This window comes from Rhodovulum visakhapatnamense, assembly GCF_004365965.1.
GTDB lineage: Bacteria > Pseudomonadota > Alphaproteobacteria > Rhodobacterales > Rhodobacteraceae > Rhodovulum > Rhodovulum visakhapatnamense.
The window spans coordinates 1-19552 of record NZ_SOEB01000003.1 but is presented as its reverse complement, the minus strand read 5'-3'; the positions used below and the strand labels follow the sequence as shown (position 1 = coordinate 19552).

18 protein-coding genes are annotated in these 19552 nt (G+C 68.9%); 4 read left to right on the top strand and 14 right to left on the bottom strand.

The annotated features are described in order from the left end of the window. Window positions 1–738, top strand: coding sequence for an SDR family oxidoreductase (locus EV657_RS03425; RefSeq protein WP_134077142.1), 738 nt, complete (start codon window positions 1–3; stop codon window positions 736–738). Between the two features lie 378 nt (window positions 739–1116). Here EV657_RS03425 and EV657_RS03420 read toward each other — a convergent pair whose 3' ends face one another. From EV657_RS03420 to EV657_RS03390, 7 genes are all read right to left on the bottom strand, one after another. Then, complete coding sequence (locus EV657_RS03420; protein WP_134077141.1) at window positions 1117–2022, bottom strand: DMT family transporter; 906 nt, start codon at window positions 2020–2022, stop codon at window positions 1117–1119. Window positions 2023–2028: 6 nt separating this feature from the next. Further along, window positions 2029–2751 (bottom strand): SDR family oxidoreductase, encoded by a 723-nt coding sequence (locus tag EV657_RS03415; RefSeq protein ID WP_075785984.1) that lies wholly within the window; start codon window positions 2749–2751, stop codon window positions 2029–2031. Next, window positions 2748–3641 (bottom strand): NAD(P)-dependent oxidoreductase, encoded by an 894-nt coding sequence (locus EV657_RS03410; RefSeq protein ID WP_134077140.1) that lies wholly within the window; start codon window positions 3639–3641, stop codon window positions 2748–2750. The genes EV657_RS03415 and EV657_RS03410 overlap by 4 nt, the downstream gene beginning before the upstream one ends. Before the next feature lie 24 nt (window positions 3642–3665). Next, window positions 3666–5156 (bottom strand): UxaA family hydrolase, encoded by a 1491-nt coding sequence (locus EV657_RS03405; RefSeq protein ID WP_134077139.1) that lies wholly within the window; start codon window positions 5154–5156, stop codon window positions 3666–3668. A gap of 43 nt (window positions 5157–5199) precedes the next feature. After that, window positions 5200–6828: a TRAP transporter large permease gene (locus EV657_RS03400; protein ID WP_207802457.1), complete on the bottom strand. Its 1629-nt coding sequence runs from the start codon at window positions 6826–6828 to the stop codon at window positions 5200–5202. A 1-nt stretch (window position 6829) separates the two neighbouring features. Further along, the gene (locus EV657_RS03395) at window positions 6830–7639 is read right to left on the bottom strand and encodes a TRAP transporter small permease subunit (protein ID WP_113669826.1); all 810 of its coding nucleotides are present in this window, start codon (window positions 7637–7639) and stop codon (window positions 6830–6832) included. A gap of 103 nt (window positions 7640–7742) precedes the next feature. Next, on the bottom strand, window positions 7743–8759 hold the full coding sequence (locus EV657_RS03390; protein WP_113669825.1) for a TRAP transporter substrate-binding protein: 1017 nt from the start codon (window positions 8757–8759) through the stop codon (window positions 7743–7745). A 303-nt stretch (window positions 8760–9062) separates the two neighbouring features. Here EV657_RS03390 and EV657_RS03385 point away from each other — a divergent pair, with 303 nt between their 5' ends. Together EV657_RS03385 and EV657_RS03380 are read left to right on the top strand one after the other, a co-directional pair. Then, window positions 9063–9746 carry a GntR family transcriptional regulator gene (locus tag EV657_RS03385; RefSeq protein ID WP_134077138.1) on the top strand — a complete coding sequence of 228 codons (684 nt, stop codon included), beginning with the start codon at window positions 9063–9065 and terminating at the stop codon, window positions 9744–9746. Window positions 9747–9787: 41 nt separating this feature from the next. After that, window positions 9788–10633, top strand: coding sequence for a fumarylacetoacetate hydrolase family protein (locus EV657_RS03380; protein ID WP_134077137.1), 846 nt, complete (start codon window positions 9788–9790; stop codon window positions 10631–10633). A 389-nt stretch (window positions 10634–11022) separates the two neighbouring features. Here EV657_RS03380 and EV657_RS03375 read toward each other — a convergent pair whose 3' ends face one another. The 7 genes from EV657_RS03375 to EV657_RS03345 all read right to left on the bottom strand — a co-directional run bounded on the left by EV657_RS03375 (window position 11023) and on the right by EV657_RS03345 (window position 18059). Further along, on the bottom strand, window positions 11023–11943 hold the full coding sequence (locus EV657_RS03375) for a 2-dehydro-3-deoxygalactonokinase (protein WP_113669822.1): 921 nt from the start codon (window positions 11941–11943) through the stop codon (window positions 11023–11025). 112 nt (window positions 11944–12055) lie between these two features. Then, the gene (locus tag EV657_RS03370; RefSeq protein WP_134077136.1) at window positions 12056–13108 is read right to left on the bottom strand and encodes an aldose epimerase family protein; all 1053 of its coding nucleotides are present in this window, start codon (window positions 13106–13108) and stop codon (window positions 12056–12058) included. A 246-nt stretch (window positions 13109–13354) separates the two neighbouring features. After that, complete coding sequence (locus EV657_RS03365; RefSeq protein ID WP_134077135.1) at window positions 13355–14401, bottom strand: L-idonate 5-dehydrogenase; 1047 nt, start codon at window positions 14399–14401, stop codon at window positions 13355–13357. 9 nt (window positions 14402–14410) lie between these two features. Next, window positions 14411–15688, bottom strand: coding sequence for a TRAP transporter large permease (locus EV657_RS03360; protein WP_075785974.1), 1278 nt, complete (start codon window positions 15686–15688; stop codon window positions 14411–14413). Then, window positions 15688–16194 carry a TRAP transporter small permease gene (locus EV657_RS03355; protein WP_075785973.1) on the bottom strand — a complete coding sequence of 169 codons (507 nt, stop codon included), beginning with the start codon at window positions 16192–16194 and terminating at the stop codon, window positions 15688–15690. Before EV657_RS03355 ends, EV657_RS03360 begins: the two co-directional genes overlap by 1 nt. A 132-nt stretch (window positions 16195–16326) precedes the next feature. Next, window positions 16327–17304, bottom strand: a complete 978-nt coding sequence (locus EV657_RS03350; RefSeq protein ID WP_113669819.1) for a TRAP transporter substrate-binding protein — start codon at window positions 17302–17304, stop codon at window positions 16327–16329. Beyond that, the gene (locus EV657_RS03345) at window positions 17301–18059 is read right to left on the bottom strand and encodes a GntR family transcriptional regulator (RefSeq protein WP_075785971.1); all 759 of its coding nucleotides are present in this window, start codon (window positions 18057–18059) and stop codon (window positions 17301–17303) included. The genes EV657_RS03350 and EV657_RS03345 overlap by 4 nt, the downstream gene beginning before the upstream one ends. Window positions 18060–18162: 103 nt before the next feature. Between EV657_RS03345 and uxuA the strand changes: the two genes are divergently transcribed. Then, window positions 18163–19371 (top strand): mannonate dehydratase, encoded by a 1209-nt coding sequence (gene uxuA / locus EV657_RS03340; RefSeq protein WP_134077134.1) that lies wholly within the window; start codon window positions 18163–18165, stop codon window positions 19369–19371. Window positions 19372–19552: the final 181 nt, after the last annotated feature.

Here is a 19552-nt window from a genome sequence, read left to right as displayed (position 1 = left end):
ATGACACGCAGCATCATCATCACCGGGGCCGGGCGCGGGATCGGGCGGGCAACCGCTCTGGCCTTTCTGGAGGCGGGCTGGCGGGTCGGGTTGGCCGGGCGCGGGGGGGCGGCGCTGGAGGCTGTGGCCGAGGGGCGGCCGGGCGCGCTGGTGCTGGCCTGCGACGTGACCGACGCGGCTTCGGTCGAGGCCGCCTTCGATCGGGCGATGGCGGCCTGGGGGCGGATCGACGTGCTGTTCAACAATGCGGGCGTTTCGGTGCCGGTGGCGCCGGTTGACGAGATCGCGGTCGAGGATTGGCGGCGCTGCATCGAGGTGAACCTGACCGGCAGTCTCCTTTGTGCCCGGGCGGCCTTCGCCCGGATGCGGCGGCAGGACCCGCCGGGCGGGCGGATCATCAATAACGGGTCGGTCTCGGCCCATGTGCCGCGCTGGGGCTCGGTGCCCTATACGGCCTCGAAACACGCGATCACCGGGCTGACGCGGGCGCTGGCGCTGGACGGGCGGGCCCATGGCATCGCCTGCGGGCAGATCGATATCGGCAATGCCCGGACCGACATGGCCGAGACGATGACCCGGGGCGTGCCGCAGGCCGATGGCCGGATCGCGGTCGAGCCGGTGATGGATGTGGCCCATGTGGCCGGGACGGTGCTGTTCATGGCCGGGCTGCCGCCCGAGGCCAATGTGCCCTTCGTGACGGTGATGGCGACGACGATGCCCTATATCGGCCGGGGCTGAGGGCCGCCAGGTTTCGTCCCGCTGGCGCGGGCCGACCCGCCGGGGGCGCTGCCCCCGGACCCCCGGGGTATTTCGGCCAAGAAGACGCCAAGAAGAAAGGGCGGCGGGCTGTTGCTCGATTGGTCCGGGGCGCACGGGCGGCCCGGTCTGTTACGAGCCGGACAGGCGCTTTCAGGAGAGCGGTGCGGACCGGATTGCCGGTCCGGTCGAGCAACGGCGGCGGTTCGGCGCGTGGCGCCGGGGGACGGGCGTCAGCAGGGCCCGCATCTGCGGCGCGGCCGACGGTGCCGTCGTCGCAGGCGATCCCGGCGAGGGGGGCTGGGGGGGGCGCTGGCGAAGTCCGGATCGAGGCTTGGGTGCAGAAGATGCGGGCGGTCTTCAGGGGCCGGGGCGTTTCGGGGATCCCAGCTGCGCGCGTTCGCGGCGCCAGATGTAGAGCCCCGAGGCGATGATGATGGCGCCGCCGCAAAGCGTCCAGACCGTGGGCCAGGTGTCGAAGACGAGGATGCCCGCGAGCGCCGCGAGGAAGACCTGCAGATAGACGACAGGCGCCAGCAGCGAGGCATCGGCCAGCCGGTGGGCCTCGGTCGCGGCGATATGGCCCGCGGCGCCGAAGCCCCCGATCAGCAGGAAGACGGTCCAGTCGGTGCCCCCGTCGGGCCAATCCCAGCCGCCCGGAACGAAGGGCAGGATCGCCAGGGCCGCCAGGCCCGCCGACCAGATCTGCTGGGTCGAGATCGCCTCGATCCCCGCGAGCATCCGGGTCAGCACGAAGTAAAGCGAGGCCAGGGTCAGCGCGCCGAGGCTGAGCAACATCGCCGGGTGGAAGGCCGCGCCCCAGGGCTGCATCACCACCGCGACGCCCAGAAAGCCCGTGCAGACCGCCGCGATCCGGCGCAGCCCGACCCGTTCGCCCAGCATCGGGATCGCCAGCAGCGTCACCGCGATGGGGCCCGCGAACATGATGGTGGTCGTCACCTTGATCGGAAGATATTTCAGCGCCGCGAAATTGCAGATCGTGCTGCCCAGCAGGAAGACCGAGCGCAGCACCTGCCGGACCGGGCTGTTCGAGCGCAGCGCCGACAGCCCCTCGCGCGGCAGGAACACCAGAAGGGCCAGAAGGAAATGGATCAGATAGCGCGCGAAGACCACCTGCAGCGCGGGCAGCCCGGCGAGGATCAGCCATTTCGCCGAGCTGTCGATGCAGGTGAAGAAGGTGACCGCCAGCGCCATGCTCAGCACGCCGGTCAGCCTGCGATCCTCGCGCGGGCGTCCGATGCCCATCGGGGCTCAGCCCACCGCCCAGCCGCCGTCGATCACATGGGTCTGGCCGGTGGTGAAGGCGCTTTCATCGGATGCGAGATAGACCGCGAGATGGGCGATTTCGGCCGGGGTGCCGATCCGACCCATCGGCTGGCGGGCAACGAAGGCGCGATGCGCGGCCTCGTAATCGCCCATGGCGCGCAGCCGGTCGTGCAGCGAGGGGCTGTCGACCGTGCCCGGGCAGATCGCGTTCACCCGGATACCGCGCGTGACATAGTCGAGCGCGACCGACTTGGTCATGCCGATCACCGCCGCCTTGGTCGCGCCGTAGACAAAGCGGTTGGGGGCCGCGACCAGCGACGACACGACCGACGAGATATTGACGATCGAGCCATGGCCGCGCTTGAGCATGCCCGGCAATGCTGCCTGCATCGCGTGGAATTGCGACCGCACATTCAGCGCGAGGGCGAAATCGAACTCGTCGTCGGTGGCCTCGAGCAGCGTGCCCGCATGCACGATGCCCGCGCAATTGACCAGAACCTCTGGATCGGCCGCGCGGATCGCCTCGGTCAGGGCGGCCTTGTCGGTCACGTCCAGCCCGAAGGTCTGGGCCGTGAGCCCCGTCAGCCGCGTCGGGTCGAGATCGGTCGCGACCACGATTGCGCCTTCCGCCGCGAAGGCCTCGGCGATGGCCCGGCCGATGCCCTGACCCGCGGCGGTGACAAAGGCGCGTTTTCCGTCCAGTCTCATGTCTGTCCCTTTTTCGAATGGGTTGCGATCCAGTCTGTCATCTGCGGCACCATCAGATCGCCCGCGCCCCCGTCGCGGGCGGCACGCAGGGCGGCATCGGCCGCGCCCGAGATCGGGCTGTCGCGGCCGAGATCCTCGGTCATGCGCCGGTAATAGCCGACATCCTTGGCGGCATTCGCGACCGAGAAGGCCAGATCGATCCGGCCCTCGACCGCATAGGCGCGGATGAAATCCATCATTCCCGATTTCAGCGGCCCGGCCGACATCACGCCGTAAAGCGCCTCGCGCTCGATCCCGGCGGCATCGGCCATGGCGAAGGCCTCGGACATGGCGCAGGCGGTGGTCATGGCGAAGAAGTTGTTGATCAGCTTGATCGTATGGCCGTTGCCGAGCTTGCCCAGATGAAAGACGTTCTCGCCCAGGACGTCGAGCACGGGCCTGACCCGGTCATAGGCGGCGCGCTCGCCCGCGCACATGATGTTCAGCAGCCCCTCGCGGGCCTGGGCGGGGGTGCGCCCCAGCGGCGCATCCAGATAGACCGCGCCCTTTTCGGCCAGATCGGCACCGATCTTCAGGGTCGAGGCGGGCAGCGAGGTGCCGAAGTCGATCACCACCTGCCCCTCGCGCGCGCCCGCAAGAATGCCGTCCGGGCCATAGATCCGGGCCTCGACCTGATCCGAGGTGCCCATGCAGAGCATGACGATGTCGCTTTCCTCGGCCAGCGCCCGGCCCGAGGCGGCCTCGGTCGCGCCCTGCGCCAGCGCCTCGTCCAGCCCCGAACGGTCGCGATGGCCCAGCACCGTCAACTCGAACCCGTTCTTCTGCAGGCATTCGACCATGGCCCGGCCCATGAGGCCCAGTCCGACGAAGCCGATCCTCGGGTCATCCATTTCCCTCTCCTTTACAGGTCCCGTTCACATCACCGCGCCGATCTGCCAGGGCACGAATTCATGATCGCCGAGCCCCTGCGCCTCGGATTTCGTGGTCTCGCCGCTCGCGACCCGCAGCCACAGATCGTAGATCTCGCGCCCGACCTCCTCGACGCGGGCCGCGCCCTCGAGGATGCGGCCCGCATTCACGTCCATGTCTTCGGTCATGCGGGTGAACATCGCGCTGTTGGTGGCGATCTTGACGGTGGGGGCGGGTTTCGAGCCGAAGGCCGAGCCGCGGCCGGTGGTGAAGGCGACCAGCGTGCAGCCCGAGGCGATCTGGCCCGTCACCGAGGCCGGGTCGTAGCCGGGGCTGTCCATGAAGACGAAGCCCGTCTCGGCGATGGGCTCGGCATAGCGCAGCACGGCGGTCAGCGGCGTCGTGCCGCCCTTGGCGGCCGCGCCCAGCGACTTTTCGAGGATGGTGGTCAGCCCGCCGCGCTTGTTGCCGGGGCTCGGGTTGTTGTCCATCGAGCCGCCGTTGCGCGCGGTATAATCCTCCCACCAGCGAATGAGCGAGATCAGCTTTTCGCCGGTGGCGCGGTCCTTCGCGCGGGCGGTCAGCAGATGTTCGGCGCCGTAGATTTCGGGCGTTTCGGCCAGAACGCCGGTGCCGCCCTGGGCCACCAGCAGGTCGCAGGCATGGCCCAAAGCCGGGTTCGCGGTGATCCCCGACCAGGCATCCGAGCCGCCGCATTGCAGCGCGACGGCCAGATCCGAGGCCGGGCAGGGCGTCCGGCGGGCCGCGTCGACCAGCGGCAGCATCGCCTCGATCCGCGCGATGCCCTCCTCGACGGTGCGGCGCAGCCCGCCCGTGTCCTGGATCGTCATGTGCTGGAACAACGGCCCCGGGCTCAGGCCGAAGGCCTCGATCAGCCAGTCGATCTGCATCGTCTCGCAGCCCAGCCCGGCCATCAGCACGCCGCCGACATTGGGGTTGCGGGCATAGCCCCAGATCACCCGTTGCAGCGCCTCGAACCCTTCGCCCGCGCCCGCCATGCCGCAGCCGGTGCCATGAACGAAGGCCGCGACCCCGTCGACATGGGGGTAGGGCGCCAGCCGGTCGGGGGTGAAATGCGCGGCGATCCGGTGCGCGGCGGTGGCCGAGCAGTTGACCGAACTCAGAACCGCGATGAAGTTTCGCGTGCCGACCCGGCCGTTCGGGCGGCGATAGCCCATGAAGCTATCCGCCGCCGGTGCGGGCGGGGCCGGGCGCAGGTTGGTGGCGAAGGCATAGTCGGCCTCGACCGCGCGGAAGGCCAGATTATGGGTATGGACATGGGCGCCGGGTGCGATGTCATCGGCGGCATAGCCGATCACCTGGGCGTATTTCAGGACCGGCGCGCCCCTTGCGATGGTCTCGGTCGCCATCTTGTGGCCCATCGGAATCGGCTGGGTCGCGCCCGCCTCGCCCAAGGCAAGTGCCGTGGCGGCGGTGACCACATTGTCGGCCTCGGACAGTCTGACGGTCTTCATCGCGTCTCCTCCGGGCCGGTCCCGCCGGTGTGCGGCGCTCCCCTCACAGGAACAGCGTCACGATGGGCGGCCAGATCAGCAGGACCGACAAAGCGAGGATCTGCAAGCCGATGAAGGGCAGGAAGCCGCTGAAGATGTCGGTCAGCGAAATCTCGGGCGGGGCCACCGATTTCAGATAGAAGGCGGCGGGGCCGAAGGGCGGCGACAGGAAGCTGACCTGCATGTTCATGCAGAAGACGACGCCGAACCAGATCGCCACATGCCGGGGGTCAAGCTGACCCAGCACGCCGATCTCGGCGGGCGGCAGCTTCAGCACGATGGGCAGGAAGACCGGCATGATCAGCAGCACGATGCCGACCCAATCCATGAACATGCCCATGACGAGGAAGATCAGCATCATCACGAGGATGATGCCCATGGTCGGCAGGTCCGCCCCGACGATCAGGTTCGCGACATAGTTCGGCCCGCCCGCCAGCGTATAGGCCGCAGCCAGCGCGGCCGCGCCGATGGTCACCCAGATGATGGTGCCGGTCGAGCGCAGCGTGCGTATCAGGCTGTCCCAGACGATCTCGAAGGTCATCTCGCGCCGGATCAGCCCGATCGCAAAGACCGCGACGACGCCCATGCCCGCGGCCTCGGTGATGCCGGTGATGCCGCCATAGATCGAGCCCAGCACCACCCCGATCACCACGGTCGGCGCGACCAGCCCCTTGCCCATCTGCCAGCCCGCGCGGGTCCGCGCCGGCCCGACGGCCAGATGGATCGCGGCCAGCGCCAGCGCCAGCGCGCCGACCAGCCAGGGAATGTCCGACACCATGCCCAGGAAGATCGGCTCGACCCCTTCCTCGATCCGATTGGCGCCGGTCGCCGTCAGGAAGGCCACCCGGACCAGCAGCGCGCCTGCGATCCACAGCGTCATCCGCGCCAGGAAGCCCAGAAACATCAGCGCCTTCTCGCGCCCGGCCGGATCGCCCGGATCGGCGGGGGGCAGGGGGGCGAGGCCGGGGTTCAGGCGGGTCCTGACCAGGATGTAGATCAGGAAGAACGAGGCCAGCATGAAGCCCGGCAGGAAGGAGGCGGTGAACAGCGCCTTGATCGAGGTCTCGGTCACGAGCCCGTAGAAGATCAGCACGATCGAGGGCGGGATCATGGTGCCCAGCGAGCCCGAGGCGCAGATCGTGCCGATGGCGAGGTTCCGGTCATAGCCCAGCCGCAGCATCTGCGGCAGCGCGATCAGCCCCAGCAGAACGACCTCGCCGCCGATGATCCCCGACATCGCCGCCATGATCACCGCCATGATCGAGGTCACGACCGCGATGCCGCCGCGGGTCCGCGACAGCCACATGTTCAGCGAGGAATACATGTCGCGCGCGATGCCGGATCGTTCCAGCAGCGCCGCCATGAAGATGAAAAGCGGGATCGAGATCAGCACGTAATTGGTCATCTGCCGGTAGATCGCCTGACCCAGCACCGCGAAAGGGCCGCGCCCGAAATCGCGAAACAGCAGATCGGGGCCGAATTTCATCACCAGCGTCGCGACTGCCAGAAAGGCCGAGGCAAAGCCCAGCGGCATGCCGATGGCCAGAAGCGCGAACATCCCCAGAAGCAGGATCAGGCTGATCGTCCCGATATCCGAGACCTTCATCCAGCCGAAGTCGAGCATCAGCTCCATTTCAGTCCTCCAGCGTCCGGCGGATATTGGCGATTTCGGTCTCGTCGATATCGTCGAGCGCGGAATGGTATTCGGGCGGGCGGTTCCAGTCGGCGATCAGGTTCGACAGCGCCTGCAGCGCGACCAGTCCGATGACGATCAGGATGGCGGGCTTGATCGTGGCCGGAAGCGGCGGGTCCCAGGCGGTGCCGAAGGTCTCCATCCGGGCGAATTTGGTGACCGCCTCGCCATAGCCGCCCCAGAGCAGGCAGAGGAAGAAGCCCCAGATCAGCCCGACCGACACCACGTCGGCCGCCTTCTGCAACGGCCGCGGCAGCAGGTCGTAGATCACGTAGATCCGGATATGGCTGCGCTGCTGCATGGCATAAAGCCCGGCCAGCAGAAACACGAACCCGGCGATCCAGAGCGACAGTTCATTGGCCCAGAGCGTCGGTTTCTCGAAGACATAGCGCGCGGCGACCTCGTAGATCATCGCGGCGACCACGCAGACGATGCCGATCATCGCCAGCCGCGACATCACGAGTGCCACGATGTCCATCGGCCCGGTCGGCGGGCGTTCGATGGCGCCTTTCCGGTCCGACAGGTGCAGTGCCGCGAACAGCATCGCGGCCGCGAGGCTGCCCAGCATCAGTGGCACTTCGGGCCGTCCCTCGGGGCGCAGCATCTCGAACATGCCGACGGGATCGGCACGCCAGACCTGGCCCGCGATCAGCCACAGCGCCATCGCCGCCGCGGCAGCGCCCGAGACGATCATCGCCCATTTCACCGGCGGGCCGAGCGGTCCCAGCCAGAGGCTGTCCTGTCGTTGCATGCCGTCCGTCTCCCTCCGGATCGGCGCGCCCCGGACCATGACCCGGCCCGGGGCGCGCGGGGACTGGCGGAACGCGGCGGGCTCTCTGGCCCGCGCCGCGCGCCTAGTCGGCGATCAGGCCCAGCTGGGTCAGATAGGCCTTGTGGCTGTCGACCAGGGCCTTCGCCTCGGGCGATTTCCCGGCCCAGACGTCCCAGGCGGCCTGCGCCGCCTTGCGGAAGGTCGCGCGGTCCTCGACCGACCAGTCATGTAGCGTCACGCCCTTTTCGGTCAGCCGCGCCGCGGCTTCGGCATTGGCCTTCTCGAAATACAGCGCAGACCGCAGCGCGAGCTTTTCCATCGCCACTTCGACGATACGCCGCTGCTGCTCGGTCAGCCCGTCCCAGACCGCCTTGTTGCAGGCCAGATGGTCGGACGGCATCGAATGGAAGCCCGGATAGGTCGCGTGGTTCGCCAGATCGAACAGCCCGATCGACTCGTCGTTCGAGAGACCGGAATAGTCGGTGCCCTCGATGATGCCGGTTTCCATCGCGGTGAAGACCTCGGTGAAGTCCATCACGATGGGCGAGGCGCCGAGATTGGCGAAGATCTCGGTTTCCATCCCCGGGGGCGAGCGGAACTTCCAGTCCTTCAGATCGTCCGGCCCGGCAATGGGCGTCGAGGAGACCAGCGATTCCTGGCCATAGACCCACCAGCCGATCAGCTGCATGCCGAATTCGTTGTAAAGCGTCTGTGCCTGTTCCAGCCCGCCGCCATAGTACAGCCAGGACAGCTGCTGATAGGGCGTGTCATAGCCGCCCATGATGTCGCCGACGAACTGGAAGCCCGCGTTCTTGCCGGTCTGGTAGGCGCCGCCGGTCATGTCGCAGTCGAGAATGCCGTTGGCCGCGGCATCGAAGGTCTCGACCGTGGCCACCACCGACGAGGCATAGAACATCTCGACGTCGATGGACCCGCCCGACATCGTCTCGACATCCTCGACGAACTGGGCGGCCAGTTTGCCCGAGGTCTGTTCGGGGTTGTAATGGGTCTGGATGCGCAGCGTCACGTCCTGGGCCGCCGCAGGCACGGCCGCCCCGGCGGCAAGCGCCACCGCGGCCAGCATCGGTCTCGGATTCATGGTGTCTCCTCCCTGGATGGGGCTTCCCCCGGTTTGCGGGCCGTCTCTCCCTCGGCTCGCGATGGTGCCTTGTGAGGTGAGGCTAGCCGAAGCGCCACGGCCCGATCAACCATTTTGGTATACCAAACACCCGAAAGGTGGCGGGGGGCATTTTGCGTATGGCCGGGCGCGGGGCAGGGGCGCGACACGGCGCCGGACCGGGCGGCCTCGACAAGCCCGCTCGCGTTGGTATACCAAATGAAAGGAATGGGGTGACGCGTGCCCTCCCGGCCGGAGAGCCGGGCCCGAAGGAGCAGTCTCGACATGGCGGAACAGACCCGCGCCGAGGATATCGCGAACCGGTTGCGCCGCAGCATCCTGCACGGGACGCTGCCGCCCGGCGCGCCGATCAAGGAGCGCGACACCGCCGCCGAGATGGGGGTCAGCCGCACCCCGATGCGCGAGGCGATCCGGATTCTCGCCAATGAGGGTCTGCTTCTCTTGCGTCCAGCGCGCAGCCCCGTGGTGGCAAGCCCGACCCTGGCCGAGGTCCGGGACGCCATCGAGGTTCTGTCCGCGCTCGAGCTGCTGTCGGTCCGGCTGGCCTGCGACCGGGCGACCGAGGCCGATCTGGACGAGATCCGGCGGCTGGAGCGCGAGCTTTCGGACAATTTCACCACGCTCGACGACATCGACCGGTTCGAGGTGGACATGGCCTTTCACCTGGCCATCGTGCGGGCCGCGCATAATCCGGCGCTGGCCGGGACGCACCGGTCCTATCTGGGGCGGCTCTGGCGGGCGCGGTTCCTGTCGGCGCGCCGCAAAAGCTCGCGCGACAGCGTGGTCAGCCAGCACCGGGCCATCGTCGCGGGGCTCGAGACGCGCGACAGCGCGGCGGCGCAGGCCAGCCTGCAGGCGCATCTGGACCGGCTTCTGGCCAATGTGCGCGCCTTTTTCGAAACCGAGACCGAAACTGAAATCGGCCCCGAGGCCTCCGGCGCGGACTGACGGCGGGCGGGTCCGGGGCAATTCACACCAGGGAGACGCGAATGAAACTCTTGCGCTATGGCGAGGCGGGGTCGGAAAAGACCGGGCTTCTGGATGCGGCGGGCCGGGTCCGGGACCTGTCGGCCCATGTGCCCGATCTTTCGGGGGCGGCGGTCGCGATCGCGGCGCTCGACCGGCTTCGGGGGATCGATCCCGAGGCGCTGCCGCTGGTCGAGGCGCCGGGCCGCATCGGCGCCTGCCTGTCGCGGGTGCCGAACTTCTTCTGCGTCGGGCTCAACTACGCGCGCCACGCCGCCGAAACCGGGGCCGAGCCGCCGAAAGAGCCGATCCTGTTCTCGAAGGCCAGTTCGGCGCTGTCGGGGCCCTACGACCCGGTGGTGATCCCGCGCGAGTCGGTCAAGAGCGACTGGGAGGTCGAACTGGGCGTGGTGATCGGGCGCGACACGCTTTACGTGTCCGAGGCCGAGGCGCTGGACCACGTGGCGGGCTATTGCGTCATCAACGACGTGTCGGAACGCGCCTTCCAGATCGAGCGCGGCGGCCAGTGGGTCAAGGGCAAGTCGGCGCCCAGCTTCGGCCCGACCGGCCCCTGGCTGGTGACCGCCGACGAGGTGGCCGATCCGCAGGCGCTGACGCTGAGCCTCACGCTGAACGGGCAGACCGTGCAGGACAGCCGCACCGACGACATGATCTTCTCGGTGGCCGAGATCGTGTCCTACATGAGCCGATTCATGGCGTTGCAGCCCGGCGACATCATCGCGACCGGCACCCCCTCGGGCGTCGGCATGGGGATGAAGCCGCAACGCTTCCTGCGGCCCGGCGACGTGATGGAACTGACGGTCGAGGGGCTTGGAACCCAGAGACAGGACGTGGTGGCTGCGGACTGAGCGGCAGACCGGCGCGTCGGTCCGGGGCTTCGCCCTGGGCCGAAGACCGGAGCCGAAGACCGGGGCAGAAGGCCGGGGCAGGAGACTGTGGACGAAGACCGGGGCAGAAGGCCGGGGGCCGGCGATGGGACCGGTAACTGGACCGGCCGCGGCATGTGAAAGGTCTTCTCTGGTCCGCGGCGCGGGCATTGGCTCCGGGACCGGCAGGTTGCCGAAGGGGTCCGGCGGGGCGCGCGCCCCGGGGGCCGGACAGGGCGGTTTCGGATGCTCCCGTCGCGCGGAAAGGGTCCGATCGCACCGGACGGCACCGGAGGCGACGAGGATCAGACGAGGATCACGGGTCCGGGACGTCTTTCACGGGCGCGGCAAGGCCGCCACCGGCAGGCCGTTCAGCCATGCGCGGCGGCGCTCGGCTCCAGGTGGCCGGTCCGCTCATGGGCCGCGATCAGCCCGGCCAGGGTCAGCCGGTCCCCCGCCAGCGCCTGCACATCGGCGCCCTGGGCCGCGAGCGCACTGGCATAGAGCGTCGAGACCCGCTCTGTGCCGAGGACCGCGACCGGCCGGTTGTGCCACCAGGTGCGCATGGCGCCGATATCGCAGCCGACCATCAGCCCCGACAGACGCGCCCGGGCGAGGCCCGGGGCCGGGGTGTTCAGGAGCGCCGAGGCGCGGATCCCGAAAATCGAACTGACGATGGTCTCGGGGTGGCGGGTGCTTTCGTCGACGGCGTGGCGGAAGGCGGCCTCGTCCCAGCTGTCGTCCATCATCGGACGCAGGACCGATTGCCGGGCGATCAGCCCGTAGATCTCGCCGGTCATCATGGTGCGGAAACCTTGCACGATGCCATGGCGCAGCCGCACCCATTTGCCATGCAGGCCGGGCATGCACAGCACCCCGTCAAAGGACGCGCGATCAAGCAGAAAGCCCGCGATCCGGGTCTCTTCGCCGCGCATCACATCGGGCGGATCGGTCTGACCCAGCCCCGGCAGGATGCCGACCGAGATCCGCGGATCGCGGCTTGGGGCTGGGACCGGGGGCGCGGCATGCGGGGCGCAGGGCACCATCGCATGCGGGACCTCGACCCAGCCCTTGCGAGCGCCCGCCTGGCCACAGATCAGGACCCTTGTCACTTCATCGAGGGGCAGCATGTCATTCGCAAGGGTCAGCAAGGCGGGCTCGAAGTCGCGCGGCCCAAGCCGCGAGACACCCTGATCCGAGGCGCCTTCGGTCAGGACCTTGCGGCCTGCCATCGCCCAGATCCGAAGCGAGGACTGGCCCCAAGCGGCGGCGATCCAGCGCGGCCCGGTCATCTCGGCCCCGCCGGATCCCGGGCGCGGCGGGGCCGCCGTGGCGCGGACCCGGGCGATGTTCCCTGCCGCGCAGAGGCGCAGCGCGCGTTGCGCCGGGGGCCGCGGCGCGGCTTCATGGCCGGTCCCCCGGGGCGGTCGGGCGGGCGTGGAACCGCGACACCTGGCGGTAGGTCTCGCCCGGTCGCAGCAGGACGGACGGGAAATCGGGCCGGTTCGGCGCGTCGGGCCAGCCCTGCGGCTCCAGCGCGATCCCGGCATGGGCGTCATAGGGCCTCCCCTCGTGCCCCGGCACCGGCGCCGTGGCCAGCCCGCCGCCATCGTAGACCTGCAGCCCGGGCGCGGTCGTCGTCACCTCCAGCACGACGCCCGGGGCCGAGAGGCGGCAGGCCGGGCGCAGCGGCGCGGCGCTGTCCCCGAGGCAGAAGTTGTGATCGAGCGGCGGCGCCTCGCGGGCCAGAACGGCATCGAGAACCGGGCGCGGCGTGCGAAAATCGAATCGGGTGCCCGCGACCGGGGCGGGCGGGCCCTGCGGGATCAGCGCGTCATCGACCGGCAGATAGCGTGCCGCCGCCACCTGCAGCCGGTGGCGGTCGAGGCTGCCGCTGCCGTCGAGGCACCAGTAGCTGTGATGGGCGAGGTTGCAGAAGGTGGGTACCCCGCTGCGGCCTTCCAGCCGGATTTCCAGCGCCCCTGCCGCGTCGACCAGATAGCTTGCGCGCAGATCGAGCGGGCCGGGCAGGCCGCCGGTGCCCTCGGGCAGGGACAGGCTGAGCGTGCAGGCGGCGGGGCTGTCGGCTTCGAGCCGCCAGTTGCGGCTGGCGGTTCCGGCGGTTCCGCCATGCAGCATGCTGCGCCCGGCCTCGTTGCGTTCGAGCGTCAGCATCCGCCCGTCCAGGGCCGCGCGGCCCCCGGCGATCCGGTTCGCGACCGGGCCGACAATGGCCCCGAAATAGCGCATCGGTCCCAGATAGGGGGCGAAGGCCTCCGAGCCCAGCACCAGCGCATGGGGCAGCCCCTCGATCCTGAGGTCCATCAGCGAAGCGCCCCAGGTCATGATGCGGGCCCGGGTTCCGGCCTGTCCGATCCAGATCGCGCGCACCGGGCTGCCGTCCGGCGCGCTGGCCAGCCGGTCGATCTTCGGGAGGGTGGGCGTGGCTGTGAACATGCGAAGGATGCCCCGGACTCGCTGTCGGAACCCCGCGCCGGGCGGTCGCACACGTTGCGCAGGATTCGCCCCCAAGGGTCCGCGACAATTGTCCCTGACGCAAGAGACTTCTCGCAAAAGTTGCGCGTCGGGGGGCTCTGGACGAATGAAATGTCCTTTCGAGCCGCCCGTCGGGCGGCTCGGGGGCATCCGGCCCGTCCCGGCAAGGCCCGGCGAGAATCGTCCGGATGGCCCCGGCGGGTCGGGTCAGGCGGCCTCGAAGCTCAGATGCACCTTGACCGCGCGGCTGCGGTCGCCCGCGGCCTCGAAGGCCTCCTGCGCGTCTTCCAGCGGATAGGTGGCCGTCACCATCGGCCGGACGTCGATCCGGCCCGAGCCGATGGCCGCGACCGCGTCGGCGAATTCGGGGTGGAAGCGGTGGGTGCCGCGCACCTGGATCTCCTTGCCGACGATCAGGTTCAGCGGCACCGGGGTCTCGCCCGCGACGCCGACCTGAACGAGGATGCCGCGCGGACGCAGCGTGGCGATGGCCTGGCCGATGGCAGGCGCCGCGGCCGAGCATTCGAAGACCACGTCGAACTGTCCCTTGTCGGCGCCGTAGGGCTCCATCGCGGCCGGGTCGCGGGCGATGTTGAGAATGCGCGTCGCGCCCATCTGCAAGGCGACCTCAAGCGGCCGGTCCTGCAGGTCGGTCACCACCACCTCGGCGGCGCCGCCTTCGGCCGCGGCGGCCGCGCAAAGCGACCCGATGGGGCCTGCGCCGGTCACCAGCACCGACTTGCCGGTCAGATCGCCCGCGATCCGCCGGGCATGCAGGCAGACCGCCAGCGGCTCGGAACAGGCGGCCTGGGTCAGCGAGATCACGTCGGCCACCGGCAGGCATTGCTGGGCGCCGATCACGATCCGGTCGCGGAAAAGCCCCTGTTCATGCGGGAACCGCATGGCCGAGCCGCGAAAGCGCATCTCGAGGCAGTGGTTGAACATGCCTTGCTGGCAATAAAGGCAATTGCCGCAGGGCTGCGAAGGGTTCAGCGCCACCTTTTGCCCCTCGGCCAGCCCGGTGACGCCCGTGCCCAGCGCGATCACCGTGCCTGCCGCCTCGTGGCCCAGCACGATCGGTTCGCGCACCCGGACCGGGCCGAAGCCGCCATCGTGATAGTAATGCAGATCCGACCCGCAGATCCCGCCCGCGCCGACCGCGACCAGCACCTCGCCGGGGCCGGGGCCCTCGACCGGAAGGGTCTCGATGCGGATGTCGTGGGGGGCGTGCAGGCGGCAGACGCGGGTGTCCATTGGAGGCTCCTATGGGATCAGGACGGAGGGCAGCCAGGTCGCGATGGCCGGCACGTAGGAGACGAGCAGCAGCACCGCGATATTGGTTGCGAGGAAGGGCAGGATGGCGATCACCACCGGCGTCAGCGGCAGCCGGGCGATGCCCGCGCAGACGAAGAGGCAGACGCCGACGGGCGGTGTGGTCAACCCGATCATCAGGTTCAGCACCGCGAAGGTCGCGAAATGCAGCGGGTCGATGCCGACCGCCTGCGCCAGCGACAGAAGCGGCACGAACAGGATGATGAGGGCGGCGATGGTCTCCATGAACATGCCGACGAAAAGCAGCAGCAGATTGATGATGAGGATCACCAGGAACTTGTTGTCGGTGATCGACAGCACGCCCTCGGCGATGGCCTGGGGGATGCGCTCCGACACCAGGATCCAGCCGAAGACATTGGCAAAGCCCACCAGCGCCAGGATGCCCGCCGAGGCGACGGCGCTGTCGACGATCACCTTCGGCACCCGGCGCAGCGGCAGGTCGCGATAGATGAAGCAGCCCACGATCACGGCATAGACACTGGCCACCACGGCGGTTTCGGTAGGTGTCGCGAGGCCCGAGAGCAGGCCGTAGATGATCAGGAAGGTCATGGCGATGGCCCAGATCGCGCCGCCGAAGCTGCGCGCGACCTCGCCGAAGCCCTGCCAGGGCTGGCGCGGGAAGTTCTTGCGCCGGGCGATGACATAGGCCGTCACCATCATCGCCAGCCCCATCAGGATGCCGGGCACGGCGCCCGCGAGGAACATCTTGCCGACCGAGATCCCGGACAGCGCGCCGACGATGATCATCGGCACCGAGGGCGGGATGATCGGGCCGACGGTCGACGAGGCGGCGGTGACGGCAGCCGAATAATCGGCGGGATAGCCCGCCTTCTTCATGCCGGGGATCATGACGCCGCCGATCGAGGCGGCATCGGCGACGGCGGTGCCGGTGATGCCGCCGAACAGCATCGAGGCGGCGATATTGGTCAGGCCCAGCCCGCCCCTGATCCAGCCGACCAGCGCATTGGCAAAGCGCACGATGCGGTTGGTGATGCCGCCCTGGTTCATCAGGTTGCCCGCCAGGATGAAGCCGGGGATCGACAGCAGGACGAACACGTCCATGCCCGCATACATCTTCTGCGGCATGACGACAGGCGGGATGCCCGCCAGCAGCAGATAGCCCAGCGACGACAGCCCCAGCGTCACCGCGACCGGAATGCCGACGACCAGACCGCCGACGAAGATACCGAAAAGAACCCAGACCTCCATCAGATCTCCTCGGCCTTCTCGGGCGTGCCATCCTCGGTGCCGGTCAGCATGCCCAGCACGCGCAGGGCCGCGAAAAGCGCCAGCAGCGCCAGCATCAGGAAGACGGTGAGATGCACATAGCTCATGGTCAGCCCCAGCGCGGGCGAGCTTTGCATCCGCCCGATGCTGACGAAGCGCCAGGCATGGGGCAGCAGGAAAAGCGCAAGCGCGCCGGTCGCCAGCGCCGACAGAAGCCGCAGCCGCCAGGGCCAGCGCCCGGGCAGGACCTCGCAGACGATGTCGACATTGACCATGTCGCCGCTGCGCAGCGACAGACCCGCGCCGAAGGCGATCAGGAACAGCAGCGCGAAGCGGGTCAGTTCCTCTGTCCAGACCGGCGAGCTGCCGAAGCCGCGGCCGACCACCTGGATCAGCACGGCGGCGATCAGCACGGCGAAGGACAGCCCGACGCCGATCCGGGCGAGGGCGATGACGGTCGAAATGAAGCGCTCTGTCTTGGTGGGCATGGGGCCTCTGGCTTTCGGGGAAGCCGGCCGGGCCCCTTGGGCGGGTCCGGCCGGTCCAACGCGTTACGGGTCCACTCGTTACGGGACCGCCTGCGTGGCGCGTTTCAGCGACTGCGGGTCACGGCAGGCGGTTCACTCGCCGAAGATCTCTTCGGCGATGGGGCGGATCTCGGCGCTGACATTGGCCAGAACCGCTTCCTTGGCCTTGGCGGCAAATGCGGCGTTGTCGGCCTCGACGAAGATCATGCCGTGCTCTTCCAGCCAGGCGCGGTCATCGGCGAGGCTTTGCTGGAACAGCTCGCGCTCGTAGGCCTGGGCGCGCTTGGCGGCCTCCAGCACCGCGGCCTGATCCCCGGCCGAAAGCTTGGCCCAGGTCAGTTCGGAGATGGTCAGGTAGATCCAGGACCGCACATGGTCGGTGAGGTTGACGTATTTCTGCACCTCGTTGAAATTCGCCGACCGGATCAGCGCCAGCGGGTTTTCCTGCCCGTCGATGGTGCCGTTCTGCAGCGAGGTGAACACCTCCGAGAAGGCCATCGGCGTCGGCTGGGCGCCGAGCGATTTCCAGACATCGACGAAGAGCGGCACGTTCGGCACCCGCATCTTCAGCCCTTTCAGATCGTCGGGGCTCTCGACCGGACGGTTCGAGGTCAGCTCGCGCGCGCCGCGGGCGAAATAGGTGATCGGGCGGATCTGCGCGCGTTCGACGATCTGCGCCTCGATCTTCTGGCCGATTTCGCCCGAGGCGACCTCGTCCATGTGCTCGATCGAGCTGTAGGCATAGGGCAGGGCCAGAAGCGCCGCCATCGGCGCCCAGTTCTGCAGGCTCTCGCCGGTGATCGTCATGTCGACGGTGCCAAGCTGCATGCCGTTGATCAGGTCGATTTCCTTGCCGAGGCTTTCGTTCGGATAGACCTCGACCGCGATCCGCCCGTCGGTCAGCGCCGACAGCTCTTCGCCGAATTTCAGCGAGGCCTTGTGCCAGGGATTGTCCTCGTTGGCGAGATGGCCGAGCTTCAGCGTGATTTCCTGCGCCATGGCCGGTGCGGCGGCAAGCCCCGCGATCAGGGCGGCGGCCGCAAGGCCGGGCAGTTTCCAAGCGGTTGTCATGTGGGATCTCCTCCTGTGACGTCGGTAAGGGGGTCTGGCTCGCCCGCGGCGCTTTCGAAGAGGCCGTCGAAAAAGCCGGGATTCTCGGCCGCGATGGCGGGCAGGTCGTTCAGGATCTCGCGCAGATGGGCCCGGGTCGCGGCCTCGGCGGCGGCCATGTCGCCCGCGGCGATGCCGTCGACGATGGCGGTGTGCTGGGCGATGAGCTTGTCCACCGGAAACCGCCCCAGCGCCAGGAACCGCACCCGGTCCATCTGCGACTTGAGCCCTTCCAGCAGCTTCCAGGCGCCGGTCTTGCCCGCGCCCTCGGCCAGGGTCCGGTGAAAGGTCTCGTCCAGCTGGATGAAGTCGCGGGGCGCGGTTTCGGCGACGGCGGCCTGCCGGTCGATCTGGGCGCGCAGCCGTGCGATCAGCGCCGGGTCGGGGCGCCGCGCCAGCAGCCGCACGATGTCGGCCTCGATGGCCTCGCGCACGAAGCGCGCGTCCAGCACCGAGGAAATGGCGATGGTGGTCACGAGGCTGCCACGCTGCGGAAGGATCGACAGCAACCCCTGTTCGGAAAGCTTGATGAAGGCCTCGCGCACCGGCTGGCGGCTGACCGCACAGCTGCGGGCGATCTCGGCCTCGGACAGCCGGTCGCCGGGCTTCAGATCGTTGCGGATGATCCGGAGACGCAGGAAGCGGTGCAGTTGCGGGGTGATCGGGCGCGCCGGGTCAAGCACGCATCCCACCGCCCTCTCGATGTGCTCGTCCATGATTCGCCTCCCCTCCGGCTCTGGGCTACCATACTGCCATACTAGTCAGCAATCGTCCCGACTGCTAAACGGGACGCGAAACGCGACTCGGAAAGGCGATGCGATGCGGCAGACATGGCGGTGGTTCGGCCCCAGGGACCTGGTCTCGATCGATGACGTGCGGCAGGCGGGGGCCGTGGGTGTCGTCTCGGCCTTGCACCATGTGCCGACCGGCGCGGTCTGGACCCCCGACGAGATCGCCCGGCGCCAGGCCGAGATCGGCACCATGAAGGACGGCACGCCCTCGACCCTGACCTGGGACGTCGTAGAAAGCCTGCCCGTCTCCGAGGACATCAAGAAGCAAAAGGGCGACTGGCGCGCCCATCTCGACGCCTATCGCGACAGCCTGCGCCACCTCGCCGCCGCGGGCATCGAGGTGATCTGCTACAACTTCATGCCGGTGCTCGACTGGACCCGCACCGATCTGGCCTGGAAGCGGCCTTCGGGCGCGACCTGCATGCGCTTCGACCTCACCGATTTCGCGGCCTTCGACCTGTTCATCCTGGCCCGTCCGGGGGCGAGCGAGGATTATGACGAGGCCCTGCAGGCGGCGGCCGAGGCGCGGTTCCGCGCCATGTCCGAGGCCGACCGCGATCAACTGGCGGGCAACGTGGTCTTCGGACTGCCGGGTGCCGCCGAACGCTTCACGCTGGAGGATGTGCGCGCGCATCTGGCGGAATATCAGGGCATTTCAGAGGACCGGCTGCGCGGCCACATGATCGACTTCCTCTCGGAAATCGTGCCGCTTGCCGAAGAGCTGGGGCTGAGGCTTTGCTGTCACCCGGACGACCCGCCGGTGCCGCTTCTGGGGCTGCCCCGGATCATGTCGACCGAGGCGCACTATGCGGCGGTGATGCGGGCGGTCGACAGCCCGGCGAACGGCATCACGCTCTGTTCGGGCTCGCTTGGGGCGCGGTCCGACAACGATCTGCCCGGCATGATGGACCGGCTGGGAGACCGGGTGCATTTCCTGCACCTGCGCAACGTCACGCGCGAAACCGGCGCGGTGTTCGGGTCGTTCCACGAGGCCGAGCATCTGGGCGGCGACACCGACATGGTGGCGCTGGTCGAGGCCGCGCTGCGCGAAGAGGCCCGCCGCCGCGCGTCGGGCCGTGCCGACTGGTCGATCCCGTTCCGCCCCGATCACGGGCAGGACATCCTCGACGATCTCGGTCGCCGCGCCCAGCCGGGCTATCCCTCCATCGGGCGGCTGAAGGGGCTGGCAGAACTGCGCGGGATCATCGCCGCACTCGAACCCCGGATCGCGGTCTGACCGGGCCGGGCGTGGCCGAGGTTGCCGAACCGGCCGGGCTCGGGCAATTTTGACGTCAGGGCGCGCATCGGCGCGCCCGTGGCCTGGGCTGGGCATTGTTGCCGAAAGGCGGCCCGAGGCGTGGCTTTCCCTTTCCCCTTTCCCCTTCAGGTTCAGGCCACGCGGACGCTTTCGGCGGTGC